Annotated in this window: 22 protein-coding genes, 1 tRNA gene and 1 pseudogene; 19 read left to right on the forward strand and 5 right to left on the reverse strand. The window is 67.2% G+C overall.

Annotated elements, in window-relative coordinates; genetic code table 11:
* Positions 1-90 (forward strand): annotated as a pseudogene (locus ASE75_RS15495) (IS5 family transposase); the annotation flags it as partial.
* 179 nt (positions 91-269) lie between these two features.
* Here ASE75_RS15495 and rdgB read toward each other — a convergent pair.
* Both rdgB and rph read right to left on the reverse strand, forming a co-directional pair.
* Entirely contained in the window at positions 270-899 is a 630-nt protein-coding gene (gene rdgB, locus ASE75_RS10950) for an RdgB/HAM1 family non-canonical purine NTP pyrophosphatase (protein WP_055933404.1), read from the reverse strand.
* Positions 896-1,612, reverse strand: coding sequence for a ribonuclease PH (gene rph, locus ASE75_RS10955; RefSeq protein ID WP_055933406.1), 717 nt, complete (start codon positions 1,610-1,612; stop codon positions 896-898). The genes rdgB and rph overlap by 4 nt, the downstream gene beginning before the upstream one ends.
* A gap of 89 nt (positions 1,613-1,701) precedes the next feature.
* Here rph and ASE75_RS10960 point away from each other — a divergent pair, with 89 nt between their 5' ends.
* The 6 genes from ASE75_RS10960 (at position 1,702) to ASE75_RS10980 (ending at position 6,084) form a co-directional block, all read left to right on the forward strand.
* The gene (locus ASE75_RS10960; protein ID WP_156340403.1) at positions 1,702-2,211 is read left to right on the forward strand and encodes a DUF6438 domain-containing protein; all 510 of its coding nucleotides are present in this window, start codon (positions 1,702-1,704) and stop codon (positions 2,209-2,211) included.
* A 31-nt stretch (positions 2,212-2,242) separates the two neighbouring features.
* Positions 2,243-3,286: a heat-inducible transcriptional repressor HrcA gene (gene hrcA, locus ASE75_RS10965; RefSeq protein WP_055933412.1), complete on the forward strand. Its 1,044-nt coding sequence runs from the start codon at positions 2,243-2,245 to the stop codon at positions 3,284-3,286.
* Positions 3,287-3,302: 16 nt separating this feature from the next.
* On the forward strand, positions 3,303-3,863 hold the full coding sequence (locus ASE75_RS10970; RefSeq protein WP_055933415.1) for a nucleotide exchange factor GrpE: 561 nt from the start codon (positions 3,303-3,305) through the stop codon (positions 3,861-3,863).
* Positions 3,864-4,045: 182 nt separating this feature from the next.
* Positions 4,046-5,269 carry a threonine synthase gene (locus tag ASE75_RS10975; RefSeq protein WP_055933418.1) on the forward strand — a complete coding sequence of 408 codons (1,224 nt, stop codon included), beginning with the start codon at positions 4,046-4,048 and terminating at the stop codon, positions 5,267-5,269.
* 168 nt (positions 5,270-5,437) lie between these two features.
* On the forward strand, positions 5,438-5,575 hold the full coding sequence (locus tag ASE75_RS15500; RefSeq protein ID WP_156340405.1) for a hypothetical protein: 138 nt from the start codon (positions 5,438-5,440) through the stop codon (positions 5,573-5,575).
* A gap of 56 nt (positions 5,576-5,631) precedes the next feature.
* Entirely contained in the window at positions 5,632-6,084 is a 453-nt protein-coding gene (locus ASE75_RS10980) for a hypothetical protein (RefSeq protein WP_055933421.1), read from the forward strand.
* 28 nt (positions 6,085-6,112) lie between these two features.
* Here the strand turns inward: ASE75_RS10980 and ASE75_RS10985 are convergent, their stop codons facing one another.
* On the reverse strand, positions 6,113-6,583 hold the full coding sequence (locus ASE75_RS10985; protein WP_055933424.1) for a hypothetical protein: 471 nt from the start codon (positions 6,581-6,583) through the stop codon (positions 6,113-6,115).
* Positions 6,580-7,023 carry a copper chaperone PCu(A)C gene (locus ASE75_RS10990; RefSeq protein WP_235512669.1) on the reverse strand — a complete coding sequence of 148 codons (444 nt, stop codon included), beginning with the start codon at positions 7,021-7,023 and terminating at the stop codon, positions 6,580-6,582. The genes ASE75_RS10985 and ASE75_RS10990 overlap by 4 nt, the downstream gene beginning before the upstream one ends.
* Before the next feature lie 157 nt (positions 7,024-7,180).
* Between ASE75_RS10990 and dnaK the strand changes: the two genes are divergently transcribed.
* The 8 genes from dnaK to ASE75_RS15505 all read left to right on the forward strand — a co-directional run bounded on the left by dnaK (position 7,181) and on the right by ASE75_RS15505 (position 14,272).
* On the forward strand, positions 7,181-9,085 hold the full coding sequence (gene dnaK / locus ASE75_RS10995) for a molecular chaperone DnaK (RefSeq protein ID WP_055933426.1): 1,905 nt from the start codon (positions 7,181-7,183) through the stop codon (positions 9,083-9,085).
* A gap of 84 nt (positions 9,086-9,169) precedes the next feature.
* Positions 9,170-10,300, forward strand: coding sequence for a molecular chaperone DnaJ (dnaJ, locus tag ASE75_RS11000; RefSeq protein WP_055933429.1), 1,131 nt, complete (start codon positions 9,170-9,172; stop codon positions 10,298-10,300).
* Between the two features lie 15 nt (positions 10,301-10,315).
* Positions 10,316-11,056 (forward strand): TlyA family RNA methyltransferase, encoded by a 741-nt coding sequence (locus ASE75_RS11005; protein WP_200922361.1) that lies wholly within the window; start codon positions 10,316-10,318, stop codon positions 11,054-11,056.
* A 150-nt stretch (positions 11,057-11,206) separates the two neighbouring features.
* Positions 11,207-11,761 (forward strand): TspO/MBR family protein, encoded by a 555-nt coding sequence (locus ASE75_RS11010; protein ID WP_235512671.1) that lies wholly within the window; start codon positions 11,207-11,209, stop codon positions 11,759-11,761.
* 30 nt (positions 11,762-11,791) lie between these two features.
* The gene (locus ASE75_RS11015; RefSeq protein WP_082463931.1) at positions 11,792-12,112 is read left to right on the forward strand and encodes an accessory factor UbiK family protein; all 321 of its coding nucleotides are present in this window, start codon (positions 11,792-11,794) and stop codon (positions 12,110-12,112) included.
* Between the two features lie 105 nt (positions 12,113-12,217).
* Positions 12,218-12,724, forward strand: coding sequence for a YbjN domain-containing protein (locus ASE75_RS11020; RefSeq protein ID WP_055933435.1), 507 nt, complete (start codon positions 12,218-12,220; stop codon positions 12,722-12,724).
* Between the two features lie 5 nt (positions 12,725-12,729).
* Positions 12,730-13,533: a pyrroline-5-carboxylate reductase gene (gene proC / locus ASE75_RS11025; protein ID WP_082463932.1), complete on the forward strand. Its 804-nt coding sequence runs from the start codon at positions 12,730-12,732 to the stop codon at positions 13,531-13,533.
* Between the two features lie 97 nt (positions 13,534-13,630).
* Positions 13,631-14,272: a hypothetical protein gene (locus ASE75_RS15505; RefSeq protein ID WP_156340407.1), complete on the forward strand. Its 642-nt coding sequence runs from the start codon at positions 13,631-13,633 to the stop codon at positions 14,270-14,272.
* 39 nt (positions 14,273-14,311) lie between these two features.
* On the opposite strand, the gene ASE75_RS11030 is transcribed toward ASE75_RS15505, so the two are convergent.
* Positions 14,312-14,818 carry a MarR family transcriptional regulator gene (locus ASE75_RS11030; RefSeq protein WP_162233727.1) on the reverse strand — a complete coding sequence of 169 codons (507 nt, stop codon included), beginning with the start codon at positions 14,816-14,818 and terminating at the stop codon, positions 14,312-14,314.
* A 60-nt stretch (positions 14,819-14,878) separates the two neighbouring features.
* Here ASE75_RS11030 and ASE75_RS11035 point away from each other — a divergent pair, with 60 nt between their 5' ends.
* The 4 genes from ASE75_RS11035 to ASE75_RS11050 all read left to right on the forward strand — a co-directional run bounded on the left by ASE75_RS11035 (position 14,879) and on the right by ASE75_RS11050 (position 22,521).
* Complete coding sequence (locus tag ASE75_RS11035) at positions 14,879-15,985, forward strand: branched-chain amino acid aminotransferase (protein WP_055933440.1); 1,107 nt, start codon at positions 14,879-14,881, stop codon at positions 15,983-15,985.
* A gap of 69 nt (positions 15,986-16,054) precedes the next feature.
* A tRNA-Gln gene (locus ASE75_RS11040) sits at positions 16,055-16,129 on the forward strand.
* A gap of 140 nt (positions 16,130-16,269) precedes the next feature.
* Positions 16,270-19,074: a DUF3857 domain-containing protein gene (locus tag ASE75_RS11045; RefSeq protein WP_055933443.1), complete on the forward strand. Its 2,805-nt coding sequence runs from the start codon at positions 16,270-16,272 to the stop codon at positions 19,072-19,074.
* 105 nt (positions 19,075-19,179) lie between these two features.
* A complete protein-coding gene (locus ASE75_RS11050; protein WP_055933445.1) occupies positions 19,180-22,521 on the forward strand; it encodes a glycosyltransferase in 3,342 nt (1,113 codons plus the stop codon).
* Positions 22,522-22,525: the final 4 nt, after the last annotated feature.

Here is a 22,525-nt window from a genome sequence, read left to right on the forward strand (position 1 = left end):
TGGCGCCGCGTCGCTACCCGCTACGATCGATGCCCGACCGTCTTCTTTTCCGCTATCGCGCTCGCCGCCACCGTCATCTTCTGGCTCTGATCAATGAGTCGTGACCCTAGCGCAGAGGCCGCGGGGTTGTTCGTCATTGCGAGCGAAGCGCAGTCATTAAGGATTATCGGCAGGACGCTCTGGATTGCTTCGCTTCGCTCGCAATGACGGGGGGATGTTTCCGAGGCGTCGAATGGTCCGGTCGCTGGTCGTCCGTCACTTCGGAAAGATCAGAACACCGCATCCACCAACTGCCGGAACGCGTCCGCCCTATGGCTCATCGCGTGCTTTTCGACCGGGTCCATTTCGCCGAAGGTCTGGGTGTAGCCGTCGGGGAGGAACATGGCGTCGTAGCCGAAGCCGTTCGTCCCGCGTGGGGGCCAGACCAGCGTGCCGTCGACGCGGCCCTCGAACCATTCGACGTGGCCGTCGGGCCAGGCGAGGGCGAGGGCGCAGACGAAGTGGGCGGCTCGGCTCGGATTGTCGCCCGATGCCTCGATGCGGTCGTTGACCAGCGCCATGGCGGCGGTGAAGTCCTTCGACGGGCCGGCCCAGCGTGCGGAGAAGATGCCGGGGTCGCCGCCCAGCGCGTCAACGCACATACCGCTGTCGTCGGCGAGTGCCGGCAGGCCGGAGAGATCGGCGGCCTGCAACGCTTTCAGCTCGGCGTTGGCGACGAAGGTGGTGCCGGTCTCCTCCGGCTCGGGCAGGTCGAGCGCGCCGGCCGAGACGGGGTCGACACCATAGTCGCCGAGCAGCGCCTCGATCTCGATGACCTTGCCGGCGTTGTGGCTGGCGATGACCAGCTTGCCGGGGTGCAGCTTGCGGATTGCCTGGGGCGTGTCGCCTTCGCCGCTCATGCCGCGACCGCCCGGGCCTGTGCGGCGAAGATCTCGGTGCAGCCCATGCGGGCGAGGCGGAGCAGGCGGAGCAACGCTTCCTCGTCATAGGTGGCGTGTTCGGCGGTCGCCTGTGCCTCGGCGATATGGCCGTTTTCGAGCAGCACGAAATTGGCGTCGGCGTCGGCGTTCGAATCCTCGTCATAGTCGAGGTCGAGGACCGGGTTGCCCTGATAGATGCCGCAGGAGACGGCGGCGACCTTCTGTTTGATCGGGTCGACGGTCAGCTTGCCGTCGCGCAGCAGGCCGTCGATCGCGAGGCGCATCGCGACCCATGCGCCGGAGATCGACGCGGTGCGGGTGCCGCCATCGGCCTGGATGACGTCGCAATCGAGCGTGATCTGGCGTTCACCCAGCAGCTTCATGTCCATGACCGAGCGGAGCGAACGGCCGATGAGGCGCTGGATTTCCTGGGTGCGGCCCGACTGCTTGCCCTTGGCGGCCTCGCGGTTGCTGCGCGTGTGGGTGGCGCGCGGGAGCATGCCGTATTCGGCGGTGACCCAGCCCTCGCCCTTGCCGCGCATGAACGGCGGCACCCGGTCCTCGACCGACGCGGTGACGAGCACTTTGGTGTCGCCGAAGCCGATCAGCACCGATCCTTCCGCATGGCGGGTGAAGCGCGGTTCGATGGTGATGGCGCGCATCTGGTCTGGGGTACGGCCGGAAGGACGCAAGGCAAGTCTCCTGAGGTTCGGGATTCTTGCCTAGACCGGGCGGGCGGAACGCGCCAGAGACGATGCCTCAACTTTGCGGGAGTATGCAGGTGAAGCGGATTGCGGTGATGATGGCGGCGGCGATGACGGGCGGCTGCACGATGTCGACGATGTCGACGATGACGCCGGTGGGCACGCCGGTCGCGATCGAGCGCGAGACGATCCGCTATGCGACCGAACCGTGTTTCGGAACGTGCCCGGTCTATTCGGTGACGGTCCAGCCGGATGGCAGCGGCGTCTTTACCGGCGTGCAGCATACGGCCGTGACGGGCGAGCGGGCGTTCAAGGCGACGCCGGACGCCTATCGGCGGTTTGCCGCGCGGTTGCAGCCCTATCGCCCGGCGCAGGGCGACATGCTGTACGAGCAGGGGACGGCCCTTTGCCCCAATGCCGCGACCGATGGCCCGAGCGTCGACGTGCGCTGGAGCGACATCAGCGGCGGCGGCGCGCATCTGCGCTATTATTACGGGTGCGGCGTTGAAAAGCTGCGGCCGATGGCCGACGCGTTGCGCGCAGCACCGGCGGACCTGCCGATCGCGGCGTTCATCGGTCCGCGTTGAGGTCTTACGGCAGGCACCCCAGATACGTGTCATGGCGATCACCCCCATCACCGAACTGACCGACCGGGCGCGCGACGTGTTCCGCACGGTCGTCGACAGCTATCTGGCGAGCGGCGTGCCGGTGGGATCGAAGACGATCGCCCAGATGTCGCGGCTGAACCTGTCGCCTGCCTCGATCCGGGGGGTGATGCAGGAGCTGGAGGAACTGGGGTTGCTGGCCAGCCCGCATACCAGCGCCGGGCGGATGCCGACCGACCGGGGCCTGCGGCTGTTCGTCGACGGGATGATGCAGTCGCTGGAACCCTCCGCCGAGGAGCGCGCGGCGATCGAGGCGCGCGCCGGGGGGGGCGGGCCGGTCGAGGAGGCGCTGGCGGCGACGACGGCGGCGCTGTCGGGCCTGTCGGCGTGCGCGGGGCTGGTGATGGTGCCCAAGCGCGAGGTGACGCTGCGGCAGATCGCGTTCGTGCCGTTGTCGGGGACGCAGGCGCTGGCGGTGCTGGTCAGCGAGGACGGCGCGGTCGAGAACCGGGTCGTGGCGCTGGGCGCGGGCATGACGCCGTCCGCACTGGTCGAGGCGGGGAACTACATGACCGCGACGCTGGCCGGGCTGACGCTGGCCGAGGCGCGGGCGCGGGTCGAGCGCGAAATGGCCGAGGGGCAGGCGGCGATCGACGGCGCGGCGCGGGTGCTGGTCGAGCGCGGCCTTGCGGTGTGGAGCGAGGACGGCGCGCGGCGGCCGGTGCTGATCGTGCGCGGGCAGGGGCGGCTGATCGACGCGGCGGCGGCGGCGGACCTGGACCGGGTGCGCGACCTGCTCGACGACCTGGAGGGCAAGCAGGAGATCGCCGGGCTGCTCGACAGCGCGCGCGCCGGGGATGCGACCCGGATCTTCATCGGCGCGGAAAACAAATTGTTCGCACTGTCGGGATCGTCGGTGATCGCCCGGCCGTTCCGTGGGCTGGACGGGCAGGTGGTCGGCGTCGTCGGCGTGATCGGCCCGACACGGTTGAACTATGCGCGAGTCGTGCCGATAGTGGACTTCACGGCGGCGACGCTCGCCCGATTGATGGGCTGAGGCGCTCGCCACAGAGATGACAGGGAATGGCATGACCGAGAACGAGACGACCGAAACCCCCGAGACCCTGCGTGACGAGACGGCCGAGGCCGCGCCCGAAGTGGCCGAGCACGACCGGGTCGCCAAGCTGGAAGACGAACTGGCCGAGGCGAAGCAGGCGGTGCTGTACGCGCATGCCGACGTACAGAACATTCGCCGCCGGGCGGAAAAGGAATCGGCCGACGCACGCGCCTATGCCGCGACCGCATTCGCGCGCGACATCCTGTCGGTGGCGGACAACCTGTCGCGCGGGCTGTCGGCGATTCCGGCCGACCTGCGCGGCGACGACAAGATGAAGGGTCTGGTCACGGGCCTTGAGGCGACGGGCCGCGAACTGGAGACGGTGTTCCAGCGGCACGGTATCACCAAGATTCCGGCGATGGGCGAGATGCTCGATCCCAACAAGCATCAGGTGATGATGGAAATGCCGAGCGACCAGCCGGCAGGAACCGTCGTGCAGGAAATGCAGGCGGGCTACATGATCCGCGACCGGTTGTTGCGGCCGGCGCTGGTGGCGACGGCGAAGACGCCGGATTGATTTGGAGGCGCGCCGTTGCGCCAATGCGGACCACCCCGGCGAAGGCCGGGGCCCAACCGGGTAAGCGTTTGTAAATCCTCACCATCGCCGGCCCAATTGGGCCCCGGCCTTCGCCGGGGTGGTTGATGCATTGAGTGGCGTTCTGTCGGCGACGCAATACGGGCCGTCCAAAGGGTCTAACAATGAACACCAATCTCATCACCGATCGGCCGACGTTCGTCACGCATCTCGAATGTTCGATGACGGGCGAGCGGTATGCGGCCGACACGTTGCAGGGGCTGTCGCGGGTCGGGCGACCGCTGCTGGTGCGCTATGATCTGGCGGCCGTGAAGGCGTCGCTGGACCGTGATGCGCTGATGCGGCGCGAGACGGATCTGTGGCGATGGCGCGAGCTGCTGCCGGTGCGCGATACGGCCGACATCGTCAGTCTGGGCGAGATCGAGACGCCGTTGATCCCGCTGCCGCGATCGGGCGGTCGCAATGTGCTGGTGAAGGACGAGGGGCGGTTGCCGACCGGCTCGTTCAAGGCGCGCGGGCTGGTGATGGCGGTCGCGATGGCGAAGGCGCTGGGCGTGACCCGGATCGCGATGCCGACCAACGGCAACGCGGGCGCGGCGCTGGCCGCCTATGCCACGCGGTGCGGGATCGAGACGATCGTGTTCTGTCCCGATGATACGCCGGAAATCAACGTGCGCGAGATCGCAATGCAGGGCGCGCGGGTGTGGCGGGTCAACGGGCTGATCGACGATTGCGGCGCGATTGTCGCGGAAGGGGCGAAGCAGGGGCGCTGGTTCGATTTTTCGACGCTGAAGGAGCCGTACCGGATCGAGGGCAAGAAGACGATGGGGCTGGAGCTGGCCGCGCAATTCGGCTGGGAGCTGCCCGACGCGATCTTCTACCCGACCGGTGGCGGTACCGGCCTGATCGGGATGTGGAAGGCGTTCGACGAGCTGGAGGCGCTGGGCTGGATCGGCCCCGCAAGGCCGAAGATGTTCGCGGTGCAGGCCAGCGGCTGCGCGCCAATCGTTCGCGCGTTCGAGGCGGGCGAGGACCATGCCGAACGCTGGGAGGATGCAAGCACGGTCGCCGCCGGCATCCGCGTGCCGAAAGCGGTCGGCGATTTCCTGATCCTGCGCGCGGTGCGGGAATCGGGCGGGCAGGCGCTGGCGGTTGGCGATCCGGCGATCCTGAAGGCGGTCGATGCGGCGGCGCGGGCGGACGGATTGCTGCTGTGCCCCGAGGGTGGGGCGACACTGGCGGCCTACCGGCAGGCGGTGAAGATGGGCCAGGTCGACGAGGACGAGCGCGTGGTGCTGTTTAACTGCGCGACCGGCCTGAAATATCCGATGCCGGCGGCCCCGCAGGCGCTGGACCGGACGCAGCCGATCGACTTCGACGCGCTGTAGGTCGGCGCATGGCGGCCGGCAGCATGGCCATGTGCAGGAAATGGCACAGGTTGTGGCGGGCAGGACCGGGAAACGCGACCGGCCGCGCCGTCCGGGCGACCTGCCGCCGCGACCCGCGCGTCGCGGATCGGCTATACGGGTCGCCAAGACAATGCGTGGGAGCGACCATTGAAGATCTGGAAAAAGGAACCGCAGCAGCTTGAGAGCGTACTCGCTGTTGGATGGGAAGAAACCGGCGCGGTCGTTCTGGTTCTGGTGGCCGTGGTGATCCTGATCGGTCAGTATGTCCTTGGTTTCAGGAAGTAATCGCGTCGCGGCCTGACAGCCATTCGGGGACGATACTTTTGTGACCGGGAGATTGCATGGTGAAGTGGTATTTTGCGTTGGGCGCAGCGGCGCTGTCCTTGAGCGCGTGCGGCGGTAGCGCGATCGAGGAGGCGGCAAACAATCAGCAGGCGGCGGTCGTGCTGCGTGATCTGGCGGCGTCCAATATCTCCAGTCCGGCACCGCCCGAACTGAAGATTCCGGGCGTGGAAATGACGACGCCGTCCGACACCCGGTCGAAATATTTTCTGCTGCGCCAGCGCCCGACCGTGATCGGCCAGACGATCGCGATCATCCGGCAGGAGCTGAACGGTCGCGTCGCCTATGCGCGGCTCGAACTGAACTGCGAGCAGCGGTTGTTGCACGTCGTTGGCGTGGCCGACACACGCGCGCGGGTCGAGACGAACGTTGCCTATGACGGCCCGCTGCGGCCGGTCGAGGGCTTGCCGCTGCGTGGTGAAATGCTCGATTTCATCTGCAAGCGGCAATAGCAGCCGCGAACCGTCCGCCGCGACGTCTTCAGTCGCGTCGGACCGGGGTGGGGGTGAACGGCAACAGCGTGTCATATTGGGCGAGCGCGGGCGCCCCCGCCACACGGGCGCCGCGACGCAGCAGGAAGGCGTGGCGGACTATTTCCGCCTGTTGTTCCAGTCCGTATCGGTGGAACGCCTGACCGGGCTTGAACGCATAGTCGTAGCGGCACCACGGATGGCGGGCGAGGGGCAGGAAGATGCCGCGCTGATGTTGCCAGATGTGGGTCATCTCGTGGATGAACAGCCCCTGGTCGGTGAGGGCGCAGGGGCCGAAATCGTCGCGCCAGCCGTGACCCTTGGGATGGAAATGGATGCAGCCGGTCGGGGCCATGACAACATCCTTCGGCTGAAAGAATGCCCATTTCGTGCGGGCGAGACGCACCTGTGTGTAGTCGATCGCGTCACCGAAGACGCTTTGGGCCAGCGCCTTTTCGCCCTCGGTCAGGTGGCGCTTCACGCGTCGGGTGCCGGGTCGCCGGCGTTCACCAGATAGGCCTTGCGCTGCATGTGGCTGCCGTCGGCGAAGGTGAAGGTGAGCAGCATCGCGCCGACCTGACGCGCGCGCTGGTCGACGTCGAACAGCATGACATGGCGGCCGCCGGGGGCGAAGGCGATCTTCGTGGCGGCGGGGATGGCGACGCTGGTGATCGGCCGCATGGAGGCCATGCCGGCACTACCCTTCATACTTTCGTGCATTTCCGCACGGATCGCGAAATCGGCGCTGACGTTGACCAAAGTGGTATCGGCGGGGCCGCCCTCGATCGTGAAATAGGCGGCACCCGGCCGGCTGGGGACGGCGGGCATGCGGACCCAGGCATCCTCGATTTCGATCACGCGCGGCTTGGTGCAGCCGGCCAGCGCAAGGCCCACTGCCGCCATCGTCACGAAAATACGCATATTCCTGTCCATCCTCGGGATTTTCGATGTTGGCGTACCTGCCGCACAATCTTGCGGCAAGAATAAGCTAACCTATATCGCACCCCATCAAGTCGGTTGCGCCGCCGTAACGGCAGCGTGACCAAGGGTTTTCGTTTGCGAGGGGCTATCAGGACTCATGGCTAAAGTAATCGGCATCGATCTCGGCACCACCAACAGCTGCGTTTCGGTGATGGAGGGCGGCAAGCCCAAGGTGATCGAGAATGCGGAGGGCGCGCGCACCACGCCGTCGATCGTCGCCTTCGCCAAGGATGGCGAGCGACTGGTCGGCCAGCCGGCCAAGCGCCAGGCGGTGACCAATGGCGACAACACGATCTTCGCGGTGAAGCGCCTGATCGGCCGCCGGTTCGACGATCCGATCACCAAGAAGGACACCGAGCTGGTCCCGTACAAGATTTCGCGCGGGCCGAATGGCGATGCGTGGGTCAACGCGGGCGGCACCGATTACAGCCCGTCGCAGATCAGCGCGTTCATCCTGCAGAAGATGAAGGAAACCGCCGAGAGCTATCTGGGCGAGACGGTTACGCAGGCGGTCATCACCGTGCCGGCGTATTTCAACGACGCCCAGCGTCAGGCGACCAAGGATGCCGGCCAGATCGCCGGCCTGGAAGTGCTGCGCATCATCAACGAGCCGACCGCGGCTGCGCTGGCGTACGGCATGGAGAAGCAGGACGGCAAGACGATCGCGGTCTATGACCTTGGCGGCGGCACGTTCGATATCTCGATCCTGGAGATCGGTGACGGCGTGTTCGAGGTGAAGGCGACCAACGGCGACACGTTCCTGGGCGGCGAGGATTTCGATTCCAAGATCGTCCAGTTCCTGGCCGACGAGTTCAAGAAGGTCGAGGGCATCGACCTGACCAAGGACAAGCTGGCGCTTCAGCGTCTGAAGGAAGCGGCCGAGAAGGCGAAGATCGAGCTGTCGTCGGCAGCGTCGACCGAGGTCAACCTGCCCTTCATCACCGCCGATGCAACGGGTCCGAAGCATTTGGTGAAGGCGATCACCCGCGCCGATCTGGAGCGTCTGGTCGACGACCTGATCCAGCGCACGCTGGAGCCATGCCGCAAGGCGATGAAGGATGCCGGTGTCACCGCGTCGGAGATTTCGGAAGTCGTGATGGTTGGCGGCATGACCCGCATGCCCAAGGTGCGCGACGTCGTGAAGTCGTTCTTCGGCAAGGAAGGTCATACCGGCGTGAACCCGGACGAGGTCGTGGCGATGGGCGCCGCGATCCAGGCCGGTGTGTTGCAGGGTGACGTCAAGGACGTGCTGCTGCTCGACGTCACGCCGCTGAGCCTTGGCATCGAGACGCTGGGTGGCGTGTTCACCCGGATGATCGACCGCAACACGACGATCCCGACCAAGAAGTCGCAGACCTATTCGACCGCCGACGACAACCAGCAGGCGGTGACGATCCGCGTGTTCCAGGGCGAGCGCGAAATGGCGGCGGACAACAAGATGCTGGGCCAGTTCGATCTGGTCGGCATCCCGTCGGCTCCGCGCGGCGTGCCGCAGATCGAGGTCACGTTCGACATCGACGCCAATGGCATCGTCAACGTGTCGGCCAAGGACAAGGGCACCGGCAAGGAGCAGCAGATCCGCATCCAGGCATCGGGTGGCCTGTCGGATTCGGACATCGAGCAGATGGTGCGCGATGCCGAGCAGTTCGCCGAGGACGACAAGAAGCGTCGTGCGGGTGCCGAGGCAAAGAACAACGCCGAGAGCCTGATCCACACGACCGAGCGTCAGCTGGCCGACAATGGCGACAAGATCGACGCTGCGCTGAAGTCGGAAATCGAGGCGGCGATCGCCGAGACGAAGACGGCGGTCGAGGGCGGTGATGCCGATGCGATGAGCGAGAAGAGCCAGGCGCTGGCGCAGGTCGCGATGAAGCTGGGTCAGGCGATCTATGAAAAGCAGCAGCAGTCGGAGGCTTCGCCATCCGCTGATGCAGCCGATGCGCCCAAGGACGACGTGGTCGATGCCGAGTTCTCGGAAGTCGACGAAGGCCATAAAGCCTGAAGCCCTGAGGCCGGAAACGGCCAGTTGAACCATAACCGTCATGCCGGTGTATCACCGGCATGACGGCATGGTCGCGGAGACGGCATGACCACCGAAGTCGATTTTTACGAGCTGCTCGAAGTCGAGCGGACCGCGGATGCGGGGACGATCAAGTCGTCCTATCGCAAGCTCGCGATGAAATATCACCCGGACAAGAATTCGGGTTGCAAGGATTCCGAGGCGAAGTTCAAGGCGGTCAGCGAGGCCTATGACTGTCTGAAGGATCCGCAGAAGCGGGCGGCGTACGACCGGTACGGCCATGCCGCGTTCCGCCAGAGCGGCGGGCAGGGTGGCGGCGCGCAGGATTTCGGCGGCGGCTTTTCCGACATTTTCGAAAGCGTGTTCGGCGAGTTCATGGGCGGGCAGCGTGGCGGCGGTGGTCGCCAGCAGCACCGGCGCGGCGCCGACCTGCGCTACGACATGGAAATCAGCCTGGAGGAAGCCTTCCACGGCAAGTCGACCGAAATCACGGTCGATGTGTCGGCGCAGTGCGACACCTGCGACGGGTCGGGCGCACGGCCCGGCACCAGCGCCAAGACCTGCGCGCATTGCGGCGGTCACGGCAAGGTGCGCGCGCAACAGGGGTTTTTCGTGGTCGAGCGCGCGTGCCCGGTCTGCCAGGGCGCGGGCCAGGTGATCGCCGATCCGTGCCCCGATTGTCGCGGCGAGGGGCGGGTCGACCGCACCAAGACGCTGAGCGTCAACGTGCCGCCGGGTGTCGATGAAGGAACGCGGATTCGCCTGACCGGCGAGGGCGAGGCGGGTGCGCGCGGTGCGCCGGCGGGCGACCTGTACATCTTCCTGCACGTCGCGCGGCATTCGCTGTTCGAGCGGGAGGGCACGACATTGTTCGCTCGCGCGCCGATCACGTTCACGACCGCCGCATTGGGCGGCACGCTGTCGATTCCGGGGCTGGACGGCCGGGCGCACGAGATCAAGATTCCGGTTGGGATCCAGTCGGGCAAGCAACTGCGTCAACGCGGCGGCGGCATGCCGGTGCTGCAGGGGCGCGGACACGGCGACATGGTGATCCAGGTCGAGGTGGAGACGCCGACGAAGCTGTCGGCCCGTCAGCGCGAATTGCTGGAGGCGTTTCGCGAGACGGAAACGGGCGACGAATGTCCGGACAGCCAGGGCTTTTTCGCCAAGCTGAAGGGTGTGTTCGCGGGCGAATAGCCCGTGGCCGCGACCATGGCCAAGCTGCGCGCCGACCAGATGCTCGTCGATCGGGGACTGGTCGAATCGCGGACGCGGGCGCAGGCGCTCATCATGGCCGGGCTGGTGTTCGCGGGCACTCGCAAGGTCGACAAGCCGGGCCAGACGCTGGCGGACGACGTGGTGCTGGACGTGCGCGGCCGGGACCACCCGTGGGTGTCGCGTGGCGGGATCAAGCTGGCGCATGGGCTGGCGCATTTCGGCTGGGGCGTGGAGGCTGCGGTGGCGATCGACGTCGGGTCGTCGACCGGCGGGTTCACCGACGTTCTCCTGACCGGCGGCGCGGCGCGCGTCTATGCGGTCGACAGCGGGACCAATCAGCTGGCGTGGAAGCTGCGACAGGATGCGCGGGTCGTCGTGCTGGAGCAGACCAGCGCGCGCATCCTAACGGCAACGCATATCCCCGAACCCGTCGACCTCATCGTTTGCGATGCCAGCTTCATCGGGCTGGCCAAGGTGCTGGAAAGGCCGATTACGTTTGCGCGTGACGGCGCGCGGCTGATGGCGCTCATCAAGCCGCAGTTCGAGGCGGGACGCGGCGAGGTCGGCAAGGGCGGGGTGGTGCGCGATCCAGCGATCCATGCGCGGGTCTGCAAAGAGGTCGTCGACTGGCTGACCGGCGACGGCTGGCATGTGGATGGCGTGGTCGAAAGTCCGATCACCGGGCCTGAGGGAAACATCGAGTTTCTGGTCGCGGCGGTGCGGGTGACGGGGTGAGTGGACGCGATCCGGCCGCGGCGAAGGGCGTGGCGTGCGGACGCACCCGTCCATAAACGGGTCGCTTGTGGAACGATGCCCGGTTCGGCGCGCTTTACGCGGGGCCTGCGACGCGGCAGGAGGCCAGGATCTAGGTCGAAGGGAACGGACTTGAGCGGAATCGCCTCACGGGGCCAGTTGCGGATGTCGTTCGTACGATGGGCGGTGGTGACCGTGCCGCTGGTCGTCCTGCTGGGTTTCCTGTCCGGCCGGTCGGTGCCGGTGGGCAGCGACAGCGCGTGGTATACCGCGTTGGTCAAGCCATCGGTGACGCCGCCGGGCTGGGTGTTCCCGGTCGCGTGGACGACGCTGTATATTCTTATGGGGCTGGCGCTGGCGATGATCCTGCATGCGCGGGGGGCGCGCGGGCGTCCGGTCGCGATCGGGCTGTTCGTGGTGCAGCTTGCGTTGAATCTGGTGTGGACGCCGGTGTTCTTCGGCGCGCATCAGGTCGGGCTGGCGCTGATCGTCATCGTCGCGATGCTGGCGGCTACGATCGCCACCGCCTTCGCGTTCGGGCGGATCCGGCCGCTGGCCGCGTGGCTGCTGGTGCCGTACATGGTGTGGATCAGCTTTGCCGGCGTGCTGACGTGGCGGATCGGGCAGCTGAACCCGAATGCGGCCACTCTTGCGCCCGGCCACACGACCACCCAAATCCTGAACTGACACAGACCGACGCAACGGGATTTTCTTTTTATGCAGACCGAAAACCGCATTCTCGATGATCTGGCGAAGATCATGAACGGCGCGGCCGGCACGATCGCGGGCATGGGGCGCGAGGCCGAATCCAGTGCGCGGGCGCGCGCGCGCGAGTGGATCGGCGGGCTGGACTTCGTCAGCCGCGACGAGTTCGACGCGGTCAAGGCGATGGCGGCCGCCGCGCGGGACGAGGCCGACGCGCTGAAGGTACGGCTGGATGCGCTGGAGGCGAAATCCGCCGCCGCCCCGGTGTCGCCGCCAGCGCCCAGGCCCGATCTTGCCAAGCCGGTGCCGATGACCGGGTTTGACGACGCCTGACTTTTCCACAGAAATCGGTGGACTTCGGTCCTTTTTCACGAACGACGCGCGGTTGCAGCTTTGCATCCGTGTGCGCGTTCGTGCGATAGGGATCGGCAGGACCATATGATGTTAGAAGACGCCGATTACGACCGCGACGATGCCGCGCCCATCGATATGCTGGAAAGCTATTACGCCGCGCATGGCTGGACGCATGAGCGGCACGACGACGAGATCGTCGCGACGGTGAAGGGCAGCTGGGCTGAATATGAGCTGCGCGCGCTGTGGCGTGACGACGACAGCGTCCTGCAATTCCTCGCCTTTCCCGACATCAAGGTGCCCGACGAGCGGCGCGCGGCGATCTACGAGACGCTGGGGCTGGTCAACGAGCAACTCTGGATCGGCCATTTCGAACTGTGGTCGTCGAGCGGGATCCTGCTCTATCGCAATGCCGCATTGGTCGATGGCGATGATGAGGGGACGATGTCGCTGGCAGCGGCAGAATCGCTGGTGGAATCGGCGATCGACGAATGCGAGCGTTTCTATCCGGTGTTCCAGTTCGTGCTGTGGGGCGGCAAGACGCCCGCCGATGCGCTGGCCGCCGCGTTGATTGACACGCAAGGCGAGGCCTGAGTGTCGTGAGCGGCCGTCTGGATATCGGCGGGCCGCTGTGGATCATCGGATGCGGGACGATGGCAGGGGCGATGCTCGGGCGGTGGATCGCCGCCGGGCTTGATCCGGCGAGCGTGACCGTCATCAACCGCAGCGCGCGGCCGATGCCGGATGGCGTGCGGCTGGTTCATTCGGTGCCGCAAGCGTCGCGGCCGGCGGTGCTGGTGCTGGGGGTGAAGCCGCAGCAACTGGGCGATATCGCGCCGCTGCTCGCGGACGTGCGGCCGGGCGTGCTGCTGTCGATTCTGGCCGGGGTGGAGGAGGCGACGCTGGCGGCGCGGATCCCGGCGGATGCGGTGGTGCGGGCGATGCCGAACCTGCCGGTCGCGATCGGGCGCGGCGTGACCGCGTTGTCGAGCGCGAGTGCCGGTCCGGCGGCGCGCGCGCTGGCCGAGGCGCTGGCGACGCCGCTGGGGCTGGTCGAATGGGTCGAGGAAACGGCGTTCGACGCGGTGACCGCGCTGGCCGGATGCGGGCCGGGCTTCGTGTTCCGCTTTGCCGATGCGCTGGCGGCGGCGGGGGCGGCTTTGGGGTTGCCGGCGGATCAGGCGGCGCGGCTGGCGGTCGCGACGCTGGAGGGGGCGGGGATCATGGCCGCCGCCTCACCCGAAAGCCCGGCGGTGCTGGCCGACCGGGTGGCCAGTCCCGGCGGATCGACGCGGCAGGGGCTGAATGTGCTGGACGCCGACGGGGCGCTGGTGGCGTTGCTGACGGAGACGCTGGCGGCGGCGGCGCGGCGGAATGCGGAGATGGCGGCGGCGGCGCGGTAGGGGGGGGCTGTGTGAATGATTAGCGGTTCAGGCCATTTTGGGACATTTTGTTTCTACAGCGGTGCAGCCACCCTTACTAACCGAGTTTCTATCGAAGATGACCGACGCTGCATCAAGTCAGGTGAGTAGGAGGGTTCGCGAGGCGCTCACGACTGTTTACCACACCTTCAATGTTCCGGCTCCCTCGATCATAGAAGGATGCCCGTGTTGCATCTCGACACGCAACACGGATGTCCTGCTGACCACCCCGTTGCGTGAAATTACCGGCCAAGCTCTCTGGCGTTATGTTTCCGGCGTTTTCCTCACAATTGGTGACGAAAAAGACTTTCGATACCTGCTTCCAAGAATTCTTGAGGTGTCGGCATTTGATCCCGAGAATGCCAACAATCCCGAAATCGCTTTAGGCAAGCTCTCTCTCGCAGGCTGGCGATCGTGGTTGCCACAAGAGCAGCGGGTCATCGAACAGTTTGTTGATGCCTGGTTCGAGCAAGCACTCGCAAGTGATTTGGCTGACGCAGATGAGGGTTGGGTGGGCGAAAAAGCGGAAAGCGTGCTGTGCGGTGCCGCGCGAGCAGGAATGGCGTTGGACCATTGGCTGATACGGTTGTCTGCACCAGCCGCAGCGCCGGTGCTAGCCGACATGCAAAGGCGCTATCCAAGGGAATTGTCATCGTTCTGGGACTATGCACCCTCTGGGCTTCAACAGCTCTCGACAATCTTGATTCGGGGCACAGCCTAGGTCCGCTTCCCACCGAACTCGGACCTTTCCACGCCGCCCTCAATCATTATCCTGCAACCCTCGCAGCCGCGCGCGTTCATCCTCCGGGATCAGCCCCTCCAGCACGGCCCAGAAGCCACCCACCGCCGCTTGCCCCGCCCGCGCGTAGGCGGCGGAGAGTTTTTCGCGTAGGGCGTTGAACAGTTCGTTTTCCAGCGCGGTGCCGGCCGGCGTCAGGCGCAGGAGGCGCTGGCGGCGGTCGCGGTCGCCGGGGCGGGTTTCGACGAGATTGCGTTCCGCCAGTTCGTTGAGGACGCGGCCAAGCGATTGCTTGGTGATGGCCAGCAGCGACAGGAGTTCGCTGACCGTCATGTCGGGGCGGCGGGCGATGAAATACAGCGCGCGGTGGTGCGCGCGGCCAAGGCCCTGTTCGGCCAGCCCCTTGTCGATCGAGCGGGTGATGTGGCTGTTGCCGAAGTACAGCAGTTCGAGGCCGCGACGCAGTTCCGGTTCGCGCAGGAACAGCGGGGACGCGGCGTTCGACGCGGTCGGGGAAGCGGCAGCCATGTTGACCGGTTTAGCCATCGGTCCTACGCCACGGCAACCCCAAACGCGTGAGAGAGTACAATGTCTTCCGACCCTCAGCAGACGCCAGCCACTTTCCGTTTCGAACCGCATGCAGCGCCGGTCGCCGCGAACGAGCGGGCGCAGCGTCTGGTCGATCCGGGCTTTGGCCGCGTGTTCACCGACCATATGGCGATGATCCGCTACAGCGACGCCGAGGGCTGGCATAACGCGCGGATTACCGCGCGGGCGCCGCTGACGCTCGACCCTGCGTCGTCCGTGCTGCATTACGCGCAGGAAATCTTCGAGGGCATGAAGGCGTATCGGCTGGCCGATGGCGGCACCGCGCTGTTCCGGCCGGAGGCGAATGCGCGGCGGTTCAACCGGTCGGCGCAGCGAATGGCGATGCCGGACCTGCCGGAAGCGCTGTTCCTGGAATCGGTCGAGCGGCTGGTGGCGACCGATCGCGACTGGATCCCCGAGAGCGATGGCGGCGCACTGTACCTGCGCCCGTTCATGTTCGCGTCCGAGGTGTTCCTGGGCGTGAAGCCGTCGTCCGAATATCTGTTCATGGTCATCGCGTCGTCGGTCGGAGCCTATTTCAAGGGCGGGTCGCCGGCAGTCTCGATCTGGGTCAGCCAGCATTTCACGCGCGCAGCCCCCGGCGGCACGGGTGAGGCCAAGTGCGGCGGCAATTATGCCGCCAGCCTGCTCGCGCAGTCGGAGGCGATCCGTCAGGGCTGCGATCAGGTCGTGTTCCTGGATGCGGCCGAGCGGCGCTGGGTCGAGGAACTGGGCGGCATGAACGTGTTCTTCGTGTTCGACGACGGCAGCATGGCGACGCCGCCGCTGAACGGTACGATCCTGCCCGGCATCACGCGCGATTCGATCCTGACGCTGGCGCGCGCGGAAGGACTGATGGTGCGAGAGGAGCCGTATGCGATCGACCAGTGGCGCAGCGATGCACAGAGCGGGCGGCTGGTCGAGGCGTTCGCCTGCGGCACGGCGGCGGTGGTGACGCCGATCGGCCAGGTGGTGTCGCCCGAGGGGCGCTTCACGATCGGCGATGGCGGACCGGGCGCGCGGACGCAGGCGATCCGCACGCAACTGGTGGCGATCCAGCGCGGGCAGGCGCCGGATCCGCATGGCTGGGTGAAGCGGCTCGACTGAGCGGACCAGACGGGTCGGTAGGGGCTTCCCAGCGGCGTTCTCGCCGTTATAAGGCCGGCTCTGCCACGGTGGGGCGTCGCCAAGTGGTAAGGCAGCGGCTTTTGATGCCGCCATTCGCAGGTTCGAACCCTGCCGCCCCAGCCAGCCAGCCAGCCGTTGTCGAGGGTGCCGGAACGCATTGTCCGGGTAGGACTTTTCCGATTTCCGGCGATCATCGGCAGATCCATTGCACCGGATTGCGATCCCGGCCATGACCTGTCCCCGGGGCATAACGGGGGTCGTTCATGAAGTCGTATCGTCTGGCGCTTGGCGTGGCCATGGTGGCAATCGCGGGTGCCGCCAATGCCGGTGACATGCCGCTGTATCAGGCGGTGCCGGCTTGGGTGAAACCGGCACCGGCGATCGACCCGGCGAAGGCGGAGGCACCCGATGCGCCGCCGTTCCTGATCTTCGACAGCCAGCAGCGGATCGAGGGCGATCACGTCTGGCAATATGTCGACAGCGCCCGGCGCGTGAGCACGCAGCAGATGCTGGAGCAGATGGGCACGCTGGCCCTGCCGTGGCAGCCCGACAAGGGCGACCTGATGATTCACCGCGCGGAGATCGTGCGCGGGGCGGAGCGTATCGACCTGTTGAAGACCGGCGGGCGGTTCACCGTGCTGCGGCGCGAGCAGGGGCTGGAGCAGCGCAGCCTGGACGGCGTGCTGACCGCGACGATGGCGGTCGAGGGCTTGCGCGTCGGCGACGTGCTGCGGCTGTCGTTCTCGACCAATCAGGCGGATGCGGCGCTGAAGGGGCGGGCGCAGAGCTATGTGCCGCTGATGACGCAGCCGCTGGCCGTCGGGTTCGGCCGGTCGCGGATCCTGTGGCCGGCGGCGACACCGGTGCATGTGCAGAACCTGATGGACGGGACGAAGCCGGCCCCCGTCGCCAGGGAGGCGGAGCGCGAGGTCACGCTGACCCTGCCGCTGGAGAAGGCGAAGGATCTGCCGGGCGACGCGCCGCTTCGGTACCGGCAGTTCCCGATGCTGGAGGCGTCGACCTTTGCCGACTGGGCCGACGTATCGCGGACCATGGCTCCGCTGTTCGCGGCGAAGGGCCTGATCGCCGATGGCAGTCCGCTGGCGGCGGAGGTGGCGGCTATCGCGAAGGCGAGCGCCGATCCGCTGATGCGGACGCAAGGCGCGCTGCAACTGGTGCAGTCGAAGATCCGCTATCTGGCGCTGGGCATGAACGGTGGCAATTACGTGCCCCAGACGCCGGCCAGCACCTGGACGCTGCGCTACGGCGACTGCAAGGCCAAGACGCTGCTGCTGCTGGCGATCCTCGACCGGCTGGGGATCGAGGGTGAGGCGGTGCTGGTCAGCGCGCAGGGTGGCGACAGCCTGCCCAAGCGCCTGCCGGCACCCGGCGTGTTCGACCATGTCATCGTGCGCGCGACGGTTGCCGGGCGGACCCTGTGGCTGGACGGGACGGGAACGGGCGCGCGGGCAGCCGATATCGGTGACACGCCGGGCTTTCGCCATGTCCTGCCGCTGCGGGTGGCGGGCGCGGATCTGATGCCGTTGCCGATCCATGCGGACGCGCGGCCGATGATGACGGTGGCGGTCGAGTATGACGACAGCGCCGGGATCGGCCTGCCGACGCTGTACAAGGCGCGGTTCGCGATGCGCGGGGCCTGGGCCGATCAGGTCAATGCCGGCGTAGCGCAGGCCGACGCCAAGACCCGGCGCGAGATGGCCAGTGCGATGGCGACCCAGATGATCGGCGAGGGGCAGATCGGCGATACCGGGTTCGCCTATGACCCCGTGACCGGCATTGCCACCGTTACCGTGGCGGGGATCATGACGACGCGGTGGGAGCGCGAGGACAAGCGGTATCGCCAGACGATCGACATGGCGGTGTCCAAGACGACGTTCGCGCCGGACCGGGCGCGGCCCGCCTGGGCGGATATTCCGGTCGCGACCGAAGGGCCGGGGTCAATCGTGTATGCGACGCGCCTGACCCTGCCCGATGGCGGCAAGGGCTTCGTGCTGGAGGGGGACCGGACGCTGCCGCCGACGCTGGCGGGTGCGCTGCTGACCCGCAAGGCCGACCTGACCGGGGCGGTGGCGACGGCGGAGGACCGGATCGACTCGGTGGGCGCGGAGATCAGGCCCGCCGACGTGGCGGCGGCGCGCGCGGCGTTTGCGCAGGCGCAGGCGCGGATCCTGCGCGTGGTGGCCCCCGTGACCTATCCGCCGCGCTGGCGGGTGGCGCAGGCCGCGCAGACGAGCGGCGGCGTCAAGGCGATCGACGCGATGTTTGCCAGGGCGATCGCCGACGATCCCAAGGAGGTGACAGGCTATGCGTCGCGCGCCAGCTTCCATGCGGGGATCTACGACTATCGCGGCGCGGCGGCGGACATGGATCAGGTCATCGCGATCCAGCCCGACATCACGGCGTATATGAACCGGGCACGTTACCGGGACATGCTTGGCAACGGCGCCGGGGCGCTGGCGGATGCACAGGCGGCGGTGGCGCTTGATCCGTCGTCGCAATGGGCCGTCGCCGTGCTGGCCAATCTGAAATCCGACCGGGGCGATGCCGCCGGTGCGCTGGCGCTGGCGCAGGAACGGATCGACGCGGGCGGCAAGACGAAGGCCGATTACCTGCAACTGAAGGCCGATGTGCAGGCGGCGGCCGGGGATGTGCCGGGCGCGCTTGCGACGATCGACGCCGCCATCGCCGAGCGGCCCGGCATGCCCGGCCTGCTGAACGGACGCTGCTGGATCAAGGGGACGCGCAACGTCGCGCTCGACACCGCGCTGAAGGATTGCACGAAGGCAATCGAACTGAGCGATTCGACCACGGCTGCGCTCGACAGCCGGGCGATGGTGTATTTCCGGATGAACCGGATGGCGGATGCGTTGAGCGATCTGGACGCGGTGCTGGAGAATGATCCGAATACCGCCGCCAGCCTGTTCCTGCGCGGTGTCGTGCGCAAGCGGACGGGCGATGCGGCCGGATCGGCGGCCGACCTGATGGCGGCGCGGATCATCAACCCGCAGGTCGACCGGGTTTACGCGCGTTATGGCATCACCGCCTGACGCCTGACGCCTGACGCCCGGGACGACCGATGACGCATTTGTCATCGCGTTGAGCGGTCCCGGCCATTTGCCATGCGGCATGAGCGGCGCGGGAGTGTCGCTGTCATGCCGAGCAATGCCGTTTTCTACGATGCGAGTGGCCGCCGTCGCCGCCGGTTCGCCGCCGCGGTCGCCGCGTTCATCGCGCTGCTGGTCATCGCGGTAGCGATCCTGGCGGTGTCGGTCGGCGCGGTGCCGGCCGCCCCGCTGTTGCCTGTCGTCGCCGAGCGTGCCGCGCTGAAACCGTTGCCGGCGCCGCATGGCGGGCTGATCCACCGGACCCGGCGCAGCCTTGATTATTACGCGCGCCGCGTGTTTGGCGCGCCGAAGACCATGCAGGGCGGCACTGCGCCGCTGGCGATAGGCTTTCATGTGCCGTGGGATCCGTCGAGCGCGGCGTCGCTGGCGCGGCATGTCGAGCAGCTCGACTGGGTGATTCCGGGCTGGATCTCGGTGACGGGGCCGGACCACCGGATCACGACGTTCCGTGACACGGCCGGGCGCGCGATCCTGAACCGGGCGGTGCATCGGCCGCTGATCGTGCCGATGGTGCAGAACGTGCTGGATGGCGACTGGGACGGGCCGGGCACGGCGGCGCTGCTGGCCGATCGCAATGCGCGGGCCGCGTTTCTCGACCGGCTGACGCCGTTCCTCGCGGCGAACCACGCGGGCGGCGCGTTCTTTGATTTCGAGAACCTGCCGGCGAGCGCGCAAGGAAATTACCGGCGATTCCTGGCCGAGGCCAAGGCGCGCTTTGCCTCGCGTGGCTGGGTGGTGGCGATCGCCGCGCCGGTGGCGAACCCGGACTGGAACCTGCGCGCCTATGGGGCGGTGACCGACAAGATCTTCCTGATGGCGTATGACGAGCACGAGACGAGTGGCGCGGCCGGACCGATCGCGTCGAAGCGGTGGTTCGCGCGCAGCGTCGCGGATGCGGTGCGCGGGATTCCGGCGGCAAAGATCGTCGTGGCGATCGGATCCTATGCCTATGACTGGCACGATCGGGGCGGGGATTCATTGGACGTCGAGGAGGCGTGGCAGGCCGCGCGCGATTCGCGGACGACGCCGGTGTTCGACGCCGTCAGCGGTAATACCGGCTTTGCCTATCAGGACGGGGCAACGCGGCATACGGTGTGGATGCTGGACGCGGCATCGGCCCATGACGAACTGGCGTTCCTGAAGCGGGCGGGGCTGGCCCAGGTCGCGTTGTGGCGGCTGGGGTCGGAGGATCCGGGCTTCTGGTCGCTGTTCGGGCGCGACCATCGGGCCTTGCCCGCGCCATCCGTCATCGACGCGATTCCAGCGGGTACGAATGTCGATATCGAGGGATCGGGCGAGATCCTGAAGATTGCCGCCGAACCGGTGGCGGGGCATCGCACCGCGACCGTCGGGCCGGACGGGATGCTGGCATCGGTGACGTTCGACCGGTTGCCGTCGCCCTATGTCGTGGCGCGCACCGGTTATCGTCCGAAACAACTGGCGCTGACGTTCGACGATGGGCCGGACCCGACCTGGACGCCGCAGGTACTGGACATCCTGAGGCGCGAGCATGTGCCGGCGACGTTCTTCATCGTCGGCGAGAATGCGCTGACGCAGCGGCCGTTGCTGGAGCGGATGGTCGCCGAGGGGGACGAGGTCGGCAGTCACACCTACACCCACCCCAATCTGGCCAATGTCTCGCAGCGTCAGGTCAAGCTGGAGCTGAACACGACGCAACGGCTGTTCCAGGCATTTACCGGGCGATCGCTGCGGCTGTTCCGCGCGCCCTATTTCGGCGATGCCGAGCCGACGACGGCGGATGAAATCGTGCCCGCGCTGGAGGCGCAGCAGCGCGGCTACATCTCGGTCGGGCTGCATGTCGATCCGGGTGACTGGAAGCGGCCGGGGGTGCAGTCGATCATCGACCGCACGATCGCTGCGGTCGAATCTGGCACGCCTGCCGATAGTCAGAACATCATTTTGCTGCACGACGCGGGCGGCAACCGCGCGCAGACGGTCGCGGCCCTGCCGGTCATCATCGCGCGGTTGCGGGCGCGTGGGTACAGTTTCGTGCCGGTGTCGACGCTGGCGGGCCTGTCGCGCGACACGGCGATGCCGCCGATTTCTGCCGGGGACCGGCTGGCGGCGATGGCCGACCTGACGCTGTTCAGCGTGATGGGCGGGATCGTCATTGCCTTGCGCTGGCTGTTCGGGATCGCGATCACCATCGGCATCCTGCGCGCGCTGACGCTGTCGGCGCTGGCGCTGGTCCAGGCGCGGCGCGAGGCGCGGCAGGTATTTCCCGCGATCGACCCCGACCGGTTCGTGACCGTGATGATCCCCGCCTATAACGAGGAACGGGTGATCGAGCGCGCCGTGCGCGGCGTACTGGCCTCGACGCAGGTGCGGATCGAGGTGCTGGTGATCGACGACGGGTCGAAGGATGCGACCAGCGCGGTCGTCGCCAAGGCGTTCGCCGACGACCCGCGTGTTCGCCTGCTGACGCTGGAGAATGGCGGCAAGGCGCGGGCGCTGAACCGTGGGCTGGAGATGGCGACCGGCGAGATCGTCATCGCGCTGGACGCCGATACGCAGTTCGAGCCGACGACGATCGCGCGGCTGGCGCGCTGGTTCGACGATCCCGCACTGGGGGCGGTGGCGGGCAATGCGAAGGTCGGCAACCGGGTGAATCTGGTTACCCGGTGGCAGGCGCTGGAATATATCACCGCGCAGAATCTGGAACGCCGCGCACTCGCCCGTCTGAACGCGATGACGGTGGTGCCGGGCGCGGTCGGCGCGTGGCGGCGGTCCGCGATCGCCGAAGTCGGCGGCTATCCGCACGACACGCTCGCCGAGGATCAGGATCTTACGATCGCGATCCAGCGCGCGGGCTGGCGCGTGACGTACGACCAGTATGCGGTGGCGTGGACCGAGGCGCCGGAGACGATGCGCGCGCTGGCCAAGCAGCGGTTCCGCTGGGCGTTCGGCACGCTGCAATGCCTGTGGAAGCACCGGGCGTTGATCGGCCGGGGCAAACCGCGCGGGCTGGCCATCGTCGGGTTGCCGCAGGCGATCCTGTTTCAGATCCTGTTCGCCGCCATATCGCCGATCATCGACCTGGCGCTGCTGGTCAGTTTCGTCGGGACGTATGTCGCGGTGCAGGCGCATGGCTGGGCGCAGACGAGCCACGATGTCGAGACGATGCTCGTCTACTGGCTGGTGTTCACCGCGATCGACCTGCTGGCGGCGACGGTCGCGTTCGCGCTGGAGCGGCGCGAGCGGTGGCGGTTGTTGTGGCTGCTGGTGCCGCAGCGGATCGGCTATCGCCAGGTGATGTACTATGTCGTGCTCAAGGCGATCGCCCAGGCGCTGCGCGGGCCGATGGTCGGGTGGGGCAAGTTGCAGCGGACGGGACGCGTCACGGCTTGATCGG

Origin of the sequence: Sphingomonas sp. Leaf17, from assembly GCF_001421505.1 — a bacterium.
Lineage (GTDB): Bacteria > Pseudomonadota > Alphaproteobacteria > Sphingomonadales > Sphingomonadaceae > Sphingomonas.

Coding starts and splice junctions, on each gene's coding strand:
- rdgB (WP_055933404.1), bottom strand. CDS start 899: ATGAGCGGCGAAGGCGACACGCCCCAGGCAATCCGCAAGCTGCACCCC.
- hrcA (WP_055933412.1), top strand. CDS start 2,243: ATGGCGATCACCCCCATCACCGAACTGACCGACCGGGCGCGCGACGTG.
- ASE75_RS10970 (WP_055933415.1), top strand. CDS start 3,303: ATGACAGGGAATGGCATGACCGAGAACGAGACGACCGAAACCCCCGAG.
- ASE75_RS10975 (WP_055933418.1), top strand. CDS start 4,046: ATGAACACCAATCTCATCACCGATCGGCCGACGTTCGTCACGCATCTC.
- ASE75_RS10980 (WP_055933421.1), top strand. CDS start 5,632: ATGGTGAAGTGGTATTTTGCGTTGGGCGCAGCGGCGCTGTCCTTGAGC.
- ASE75_RS10990 (WP_235512669.1), bottom strand. CDS start 7,023: ATGCGTATTTTCGTGACGATGGCGGCAGTGGGCCTTGCGCTGGCCGGC.
- dnaK (WP_055933426.1), top strand. CDS start 7,181: ATGGCTAAAGTAATCGGCATCGATCTCGGCACCACCAACAGCTGCGTT.
- dnaJ (WP_055933429.1), top strand. CDS start 9,170: ATGACCACCGAAGTCGATTTTTACGAGCTGCTCGAAGTCGAGCGGACC.
- ASE75_RS11005 (WP_200922361.1), top strand. CDS start 10,316: ATGGCCAAGCTGCGCGCCGACCAGATGCTCGTCGATCGGGGACTGGTC.
- ASE75_RS11015 (WP_082463931.1), top strand. CDS start 11,792: ATGCAGACCGAAAACCGCATTCTCGATGATCTGGCGAAGATCATGAAC.
- ASE75_RS11020 (WP_055933435.1), top strand. CDS start 12,218: ATGATGTTAGAAGACGCCGATTACGACCGCGACGATGCCGCGCCCATC.
- ASE75_RS15505 (WP_156340407.1), top strand. CDS start 13,631: ATGACCGACGCTGCATCAAGTCAGGTGAGTAGGAGGGTTCGCGAGGCG.
- ASE75_RS11030 (WP_162233727.1), bottom strand. CDS start 14,818: ATGGCTGCCGCTTCCCCGACCGCGTCGAACGCCGCGTCCCCGCTGTTC.
- ASE75_RS11035 (WP_055933440.1), top strand. CDS start 14,879: ATGTCTTCCGACCCTCAGCAGACGCCAGCCACTTTCCGTTTCGAACCG.
- ASE75_RS11045 (WP_055933443.1), top strand. CDS start 16,270: ATGAAGTCGTATCGTCTGGCGCTTGGCGTGGCCATGGTGGCAATCGCG.
- ASE75_RS11050 (WP_055933445.1), top strand. CDS start 19,180: ATGCCGAGCAATGCCGTTTTCTACGATGCGAGTGGCCGCCGTCGCCGC.